Origin of the sequence: Mycobacterium mantenii, assembly GCF_010731775.1 — a bacterium.
In the GTDB taxonomy this organism is placed as follows: Bacteria; Actinomycetota; Actinomycetes; order Mycobacteriales; family Mycobacteriaceae; genus Mycobacterium; species Mycobacterium mantenii.
The window spans coordinates 172,595-179,137 of the sequence record NZ_AP022590.1 but is presented as its reverse complement, the minus strand read 5'-3'; the positions used below and the strand labels follow the sequence as shown (position 1 = coordinate 179,137).

Genomic DNA, 6,543 nt, shown 5'->3' with positions numbered 1-6,543 from the left:
ACCCAGGGCCCGCGGCGGAAGTCGACGAGTTCAAACGTCTTTCGCCGCGGGATATGTGGACTCGACGCGCCGTTGCGACGTCGCTTGCCCTGGTCACCACCGCTGCGGTCAATCTTGACCGCGAATCGGCATCTGGCCTCTGAACAGCAGAAAGGCAGCGCTCAGCGAAATCCGTTGAGCTTCCCTTCATTCAATCGCGGGGCGGCTTGGCGATCGATGCTGCCAATTACTCACTGCGGTAAGGCTTTCTGCGTACTGTTCTCGACATGGAGTTGACAGCAATTTTGTGTAACCACGCTGAGGCGCAAAACAACTTGTTGTACATCTCGGCGGGAGGCATAGATCAGGTCCGCATTCCGGCCGGACACTCGGTACCCTTTACGGTCTCGGTGGGCATCGGAATTATCGTCGAAGTACCGCGGACGGCGAGCGACCGAGAGCACACGGTCGACATTGGACTGCTGGACTCGGACGGGTGTGCGGTTGAGGTTCAAAAGGGTGTGGACGGATACGAACCGTTCCGCGCTCAATTTCAATTCAACATTGGCAGGTCGAGCTCTCATGAGGCCGACCAAACCCAGTCAGTTGCCTTCGCAGTTAACATTCCGGTACTTCGGTTGGAGAAGCTGGGCTCGTATGTCTTCACCGTCAGCGTCGACGAGACAGTTCAACGCCGCCTCCCGTACCGACTGGTTGAACAGGCAGCGTGACCGGTCGACCAATGTTGTCCTGTCGGCTCCCGGCCCCCGTCGAGCAAACGAGCCCCGCGCGAGCGGTTCTCCGCTTGATCCCATTCACGCAGGCGGCGCCGTCGCCACGGCCCCGTGAGCCCGCACGATTCGCCAGCACCCGTCCTGGCGGCGCACCAATCCGGCCAGCTCGAGCATCGCCAGCGGCCCCAGCGCCTGCTCGGGCGGCAGCCCCGACGCGACCGCGATCTCGTCGACCGTGGCGCCGCCGCGGCCCGGCAACGCCTCGTACACCCGGCGCTCGGCGTCGCTGAGGCCGTCGAGGGGCGTCGCCGGGCGCGGCTCGTCGGAGGCCAGTTCGCCGATGTGGCCCACGAGCTCCACAACATGGTCGGCCCGGGTGACCAGTTCGGCGCCGTTGCGCAGCAGCGCATGGCAGCCCGCCGACGCCGACGACGTGACGGGCCCGGGCACCGCGGCCACCACCCGCCCCAACGCCCGCGCCCAGGCCGCGGTGCTGGCCGCGCCGCTGCGCAGCCCCGCTTCCACCACCACGGCCGCCCCCACCACCGCGGCCACCAGACGATTGCGGGTCAGGAACCGGTAGCGGGCCGGGCGGATACCGGGCGCGTATTCGGTGAACAGGAGTCCGTGCTGGCCGATGCGGTGCAGCAGCGCGGTGTGACCGCTCGGGTAGGGGATGTCGAGCCCGCCGGCCAGGACGGCCACCGTGATGCCGTCGCAGTCCAGCACCGCGCGGTGCGCCGCACCGTCGATGCCGTAGGCGCCGCCCGAGACGACCGCGACGTCACGCTGGGCCAAGCCGGCCGCCAAGTCACCGGCGACCTGCTCGCCGTACGCGGTCGAGGCGCGCGTCCCGACCACGGCGACCGCCCGGTGCGCGGCCTCATCGAGCCGCACAGGGCCCTGCGCCCACAACACCATGGGCGGAACCATCGGCGGACCGCCGCGCCGTCGTGGTTCGGCACCGTGGAATGCGGCGAACGCCAGCAACGGCCACTCGTCGTCGTCGGGGGTGATCAACCGCCCGCCCCGCCGAGCGATCATCTCGAGATCGGCCGCTGAGCTGTCGATGTCACGCCTGGCCTCGGTGTGGCGGGCCAGATCGTCGTCGACCGATCCCCGCCGAACCCGCTCGGCCGCCTCCACCGGGCCGACGCGCTGCACCAAGGCGGCGAGTTCGGCGCAGGGCGGCTCGGCCACCCGGGACAGATAGGCCCAGGCGCGCTGCGCGGGATCGTCGGGCGTCATCGCCGCGCCTCCGGCTCCAAGAATCCGCCAAGGATCCATGCAGCCCGGCGCGCGAATGTGGTGTGGTCAGCCGCCCGCCGCACGCCGGCCCGCAACGAACGGAACGACCCATGATCCTCGACCTGCCGATGGTGTACCGCGTGTCCGAACGTCCGAAGAACCCCTGGGCCGTGGCGGCGTTCGCGCTCAGCCTGGTCAGCTGGATCGGGTTTCCCATCCCCCTGATCAGCATCGGTCTTGCCTGCATCGGGTTGCGCGAGATGCAACAGCGCGGTGAGAGCGGCCGCGCGATGGCCCAATTCGCCCGCGCGTTCGCGGTCCTGGTGACCGTCGCGATCGCGGTGCGGGGTGGGCACACCGATTGGCTGACCATGGCGCGCTGGTAGCGCGGCCAGCCGGTGGGCCGTCGCGCTCATCGCTGCGCCCCGGGCTGGCGGAAGCTGAGTGCGGCGGCGACTTCGTCGATCCCCGGTATCGTGCGGCCGGCCAGGTCGGCCAGGCTCCACGCGACCCGCAATGTGCGGTCGAGGCCACGGATGCTGAGCACCCCGCGGTCCAGCGCCTTTTGCAGCGGCTCCATCGCCGCGTTGCTGGGACGGAACTTTCGGCGCAGCAGCGTCCCGCTGACCTCACCGTTGGTGTGGAATCCGTGCGGTTGCCAGCGCTGGGCGGCGGCCGCGCGGGCCTGCGCCACCCGGTGGCAGACCTGTGCCGTGGATTCACCGTCCCGGCCCGCGAACGCCCCGGCCTTGACCTGGTGCATCTGCACGCGCAGGTCCACGCGATCCAGCAGCGGCCCGGACAGCTTGCCCAGGTATCGGCGTTTGGCCGCCGCCGCGCAGATGCAGTCCTGCGGGTCGGCCGGCGCGCACGGGCACAGGTTGGCGGCCAGCACCAGCTGGAACCGGGCGGGATAACACGCCACCCCGTCGCGGCGGGCCAGCCGAATCTCGCCGTCCTCCAACGGTGTTCGCAGAGCTTCCAGTGCGCTGACCCGAATCTCGGCGCACTCGTCGAGGAAGAGCACCCCGCGATGCGCCCGGCTGACCGCGCCCGGGCGTGCCATCCCCGACCCGCCGCCGACCAGCGCGGCGACGCTCGAGCTGTGATGCGGCGCGACGAACGGCGGCCGGGTGATCAACGGTGTGTTGCCGGACAACAACCCGGCCACCGAGTGAATCGCGGTGACTTCCAGGGATTCGGCATCCGTCAATGCCGGCAGCAACCCCGGAAGGCGTTGGGCGAGCATCGTTTTGCCGACCCCCGGCGGGCCGGTGAGCATGAGGTGGTGCGCCCCGGCGGCGGCCACCTCCACCGCGAACCGCGCCTGCGTCTGCCCGACCACGTCGACCAGATCCGCGGCCGGCTCCCCGCCCGTGGGTTGCGCGTCGATCCTGTTGTCCAGGGCGCCGGTGCCGCCGAGCCACTTCTGCAGCTGCCCCAGGGTGCGCACGCCCCACACGTCGATGCCGTCGACCAGGCTGGCCTCGGCGAGGTTGTCCACCGGAACAACCACTGCCGGCCAGCCGTCGCGTTTGGCGGCCAGCACGGCGGGCAGCACCCCGCGTACCGGCCGCACCCGCCCGTCCAGCGACAGCTCGCCCAGCAGCACCGTTTTCTCCAGCCGGTCCCAGGGATTCTTGCGCTGCGCCGACAGCACCGCGGCCGCCAGGGCGATGTCGTAAACGGACCCCATTTTGGGCAGCGTCGCCGGCGACAACGCCAGCGTGAGCCGCGCCATCGGCCAGGCGTTGCCGCAATTGGTGACCGCCGCCCGGACCCGGTCACGCGACTCCTGCAGGGCGGCGTCGGGCAGGCCCACCAGATGCACGCCCGGCAGGCCGGAAGTGATGTCGGCTTCGATCTCCACGATCTGTCCGTCGACGCCGCGCACCGCGACGGAGAACGCGCGTCCCAGCGCCATCAGCCGATCCCTTGCAGGTGGGTGATCTCGGGGGTGCGGCGGCGCCCGATGCGCACGCCGATCACGTCGATGCGGATCGCCGCCGAATGCTGGTCCTGGCCGGCCAGCCACAGCCCGGCAAGCCTGCGCAGCCGCCGCACCTTGCGCGGCGTGACGGCGTGCGCCAGTCCCCCGTAGCCGTCGCCGGTACGGGTCTTCACCTCGACGAACACCACCGTCGACGTGGTGTCGTCGCGGGCGATGATGTCGAGTTCGCCGTAGCGGCAGCGCCAGTTGCGCTGCAGGATCCGAAATCCCACTCGCGTCAGATGATCCACGGCGAGCGCCTCACCCATCGCCCCGAGCTGGATCCGGGTCATCGTCGTTTCGGTCGTCATGGGGGTCACGGTGCCCGGGGCCTCCGACGGGACGGGCCGCCACCGCCGTCCGTGGCCGCCCGCGGCGGCCGGTTATCCCCAGTGCGGCGCCCATCCACAACCGGGTCGCCACCATCGACTAGGTGATCCGGTCCGCCCTGGTGTAGATGTTCATCGAGTCTTCCCGCAAGAACGCCACCAGCGTGATGCCCGACTCCTCGGCCAACGAGACCGCCAGCGACGACGGCGCCGACACCGCCGCCAGCACCGGAATCCCGGCCATCACGGCCTTCTGTGTCAGCTCGAACGACGCGCGCCCGCTGACCAGCAACACCGAGGCGTGCGGCGGTATCCGCTCATGTTCCAGCGCCCAGCCGATCACCTTGTCGACGGCGTTGTGCCTGCCGATGTCCTCGCGCACCACCAGCATCGCGCCGTCCACCCCGAACAGCGCGGCGGCGTGCAGACCCCCGGTGCTGTCGAAAACCTTTTGCGCGGAACGTAATTGGTCGGGCATCGCCTTGAGCGTGGCCGCCGCGACGGTCGCGGGATCGGCGCCCGGAGAAAACCGGCCGGTCAGCCGCACCGCGTCCAGCGACGCCTTGCCGCAGACCCCGCACGACGAGGTGGTGTAGAAGTTGCGGGTGACATCGAGAGTGGGCTTGTCCACACCGGTGGCCAACGTCACGTCCAGGACGTTATAGGTGTTCTCCCTGTCGACGGCACCGCCGCAATACCGGATGGTCAGCACGTCGTCGCGGCCGGCGATGACGCCCTCGGTGAGCAGAAAGCCTTGCGCCAGTTCGAAATCCGCCCCCGGCGTACGCATCGTCACGGTGACCGCCGCGCCGTTCACCCGGATCTCCAGCGGCTCCTCGACGACCAGCGTCTCGGGCCGGGTGATCGCCTTCCCGGCGGTCAGATGCGTCACCCGCCGACGCGATGTTACGTGCCGCACTAGGCGATTTCACCGCCGGCGGCGTCGCGCGAAGCGGCGGAACGCTGGGACCTCACGAAGCCAAACTACCTTGGTCGCCGGCCGGTCGCCGGGGCGTCATGCCCCCGAGGCCAGCGCTTCCAACGTTTCGGCCGACGAGTGCAGCGGGCGCCAGCCCAGTTGGGTCTTGGCCTTGGTGGTGTCCATGACCATCGACGTCCGGGCCGTGTGCAGCCATTCCAGTATCGACGGCACCACCGGCACCCGCGAGATGGCCGCCGAGGCCGCCGTCGCGGCGACGGCGGGAACCCGCACTGGGCGACCGCCCAGCGCCCTCGCGACGTCGCCCACCGTCACGACCCCGTCGCCGGCGATGTTGTAGACGCCCGGCGGCGCCGGAGCGGTGGCCGCCAGCGCGATCGCCGCCGCGACGTCGTCGTGGTGAACCAGCTGCAACGGGATACCCGGGTCCGGCACCACCGGCTTGAGGATCGGAACGGCCTTCACCACGGCACGCATCGGACCGGGCAGCTGATTCCACGGCATCGCGTCGGCCAGCGCGGTGGCTCTGGGCCCGGCGACCACGCAGGGCCGCAGCACGAACACCTCGAGCGCCGAGTCCGCGGTGATCTCGGCGAGCAGCTCCTCACAGGCCGCCTTCTGCTCGGAGTAGTAGTGCTCGGCGGAGCCCCGGGCGGGCACGTCCTCGGTCAGCGGGACGGGATTGTCGGAGTGGTAGCCGTAGGCCGCCACCGACGACGTGTAGACCAGGCGCCGGGGCCGCTCGGCGGCCACCGTTGCCTCGAACACGTTGCGGGTGCCCTCCAGATTCACCCGGGCGCTCTCGTCGCGCGAACCCATGATGATGAAAGCCAGGTGGATGACCACGTCGGCCTGCGCCACCAGGGCGTCGACGGCCTCGCGGTCCAGGATGTCGCCCTGCTGATACGTGGTCTTTTGCCAACCGTGAGACGACGGGTCAAACGGCCGGCGGGCCATCCCGATGATGGCGTCGACGGCGGGTTCGCGTTCGAGCGCCGTCACCGCGGAGATGCCGATCTCCCCGGTCGGACCGGTCACCGCGACGGTCACTCCCATTCACAACGTCCTTCCCTCCCGCAGCCGGCCGAAACCCCGGGTGGGAAACGTCACCGAGCCCACCGGCGCACGCAGTCGGCGCATGATAGAACCATCTTTCCAACATTTCGCGACTCGCGAGCGGTTGGACGTGCGGGCACTCCGCATCGTCAGCGGGGACTTGGCGGATCGACGGTGACCGGCAAGATGCCCACTGATTGGCCGCAACCAGACGGAACCGCGTGTAAGGCTGGTCGCGGCGACCGATAATTTACGGCGATCGGACGC

Annotated in this window: 7 protein-coding genes; 2 read left to right on the top strand and 5 right to left on the bottom strand. The window is 69.9% G+C overall.

What is annotated here, in order from left to right:
* Positions 1–266 precede the first annotated feature (266 nt).
* Complete coding sequence (locus G6N50_RS00945) at positions 267–710, top strand: DUF6941 family protein (protein ID WP_083097447.1); 444 nt, start codon at positions 267–269, stop codon at positions 708–710.
* An 84-nt stretch (positions 711–794) separates the two neighbouring features.
* On the opposite strand, the gene dprA is transcribed toward G6N50_RS00945, so the two are convergent.
* The gene (gene dprA / locus G6N50_RS00940; protein ID WP_083097445.1) at positions 795–1,961 is read right to left on the bottom strand and encodes a DNA-processing protein DprA; all 1,167 of its coding nucleotides are present in this window, start codon (positions 1,959–1,961) and stop codon (positions 795–797) included.
* 110 nt (positions 1,962–2,071) lie between these two features.
* Between dprA and G6N50_RS00935 the strand changes: the two genes are divergently transcribed.
* Positions 2,072–2,347: a DUF4190 domain-containing protein gene (locus G6N50_RS00935; protein WP_083097443.1), complete on the top strand. Its 276-nt coding sequence runs from the start codon at positions 2,072–2,074 to the stop codon at positions 2,345–2,347.
* A gap of 26 nt (positions 2,348–2,373) precedes the next feature.
* On the opposite strand, the gene G6N50_RS00930 is transcribed toward G6N50_RS00935, so the two are convergent.
* The 4 genes from G6N50_RS00930 to G6N50_RS00915 all read right to left on the bottom strand — a co-directional run bounded on the left by G6N50_RS00930 (position 2,374) and on the right by G6N50_RS00915 (position 6,276).
* Positions 2,374–3,885 carry a YifB family Mg chelatase-like AAA ATPase gene (locus G6N50_RS00930; RefSeq protein WP_083097442.1) on the bottom strand — a complete coding sequence of 504 codons (1,512 nt, stop codon included), beginning with the start codon at positions 3,883–3,885 and terminating at the stop codon, positions 2,374–2,376.
* Positions 3,885–4,262, bottom strand: a complete 378-nt coding sequence (locus G6N50_RS00925) for a YraN family protein (protein WP_083097440.1) — start codon at positions 4,260–4,262, stop codon at positions 3,885–3,887. The genes G6N50_RS00930 and G6N50_RS00925 overlap by 1 nt, the downstream gene beginning before the upstream one ends.
* A 118-nt stretch (positions 4,263–4,380) precedes the next feature.
* Positions 4,381–5,199, bottom strand: coding sequence for a formate dehydrogenase accessory sulfurtransferase FdhD (fdhD, locus tag G6N50_RS00920; RefSeq protein WP_083097438.1), 819 nt, complete (start codon positions 5,197–5,199; stop codon positions 4,381–4,383).
* 96 nt (positions 5,200–5,295) lie between these two features.
* Entirely contained in the window at positions 5,296–6,276 is a 981-nt protein-coding gene (locus G6N50_RS00915) for an NAD-dependent epimerase/dehydratase family protein (RefSeq protein WP_083097437.1), read from the bottom strand.
* Positions 6,277–6,543: the final 267 nt, after the last annotated feature.

Excerpts from the sequence above, each read along its gene's own strand:
- G6N50_RS00945 (WP_083097447.1), top strand. The coding sequence starts at position 267 with ATGGAGTTGACAGCAATTTTGTGTAACCACGCTGAGGCGCAAAACAAC.
- dprA (WP_083097445.1), bottom strand. The coding sequence starts at position 1,961 with ATGACGCCCGACGATCCCGCGCAGCGCGCCTGGGCCTATCTGTCCCGG.
- G6N50_RS00915 (WP_083097437.1), bottom strand. The coding sequence starts at position 6,276 with ATGGGAGTGACCGTCGCGGTGACCGGTCCGACCGGGGAGATCGGCATC.
- G6N50_RS00925 (WP_083097440.1), bottom strand. The coding sequence starts at position 4,262 with ATGACGACCGAAACGACGATGACCCGGATCCAGCTCGGGGCGATGGGT.
- G6N50_RS00935 (WP_083097443.1), top strand. The coding sequence starts at position 2,072 with ATGATCCTCGACCTGCCGATGGTGTACCGCGTGTCCGAACGTCCGAAG.
- G6N50_RS00930 (WP_083097442.1), bottom strand. The coding sequence starts at position 3,885 with ATGGCGCTGGGACGCGCGTTCTCCGTCGCGGTGCGCGGCGTCGACGGA.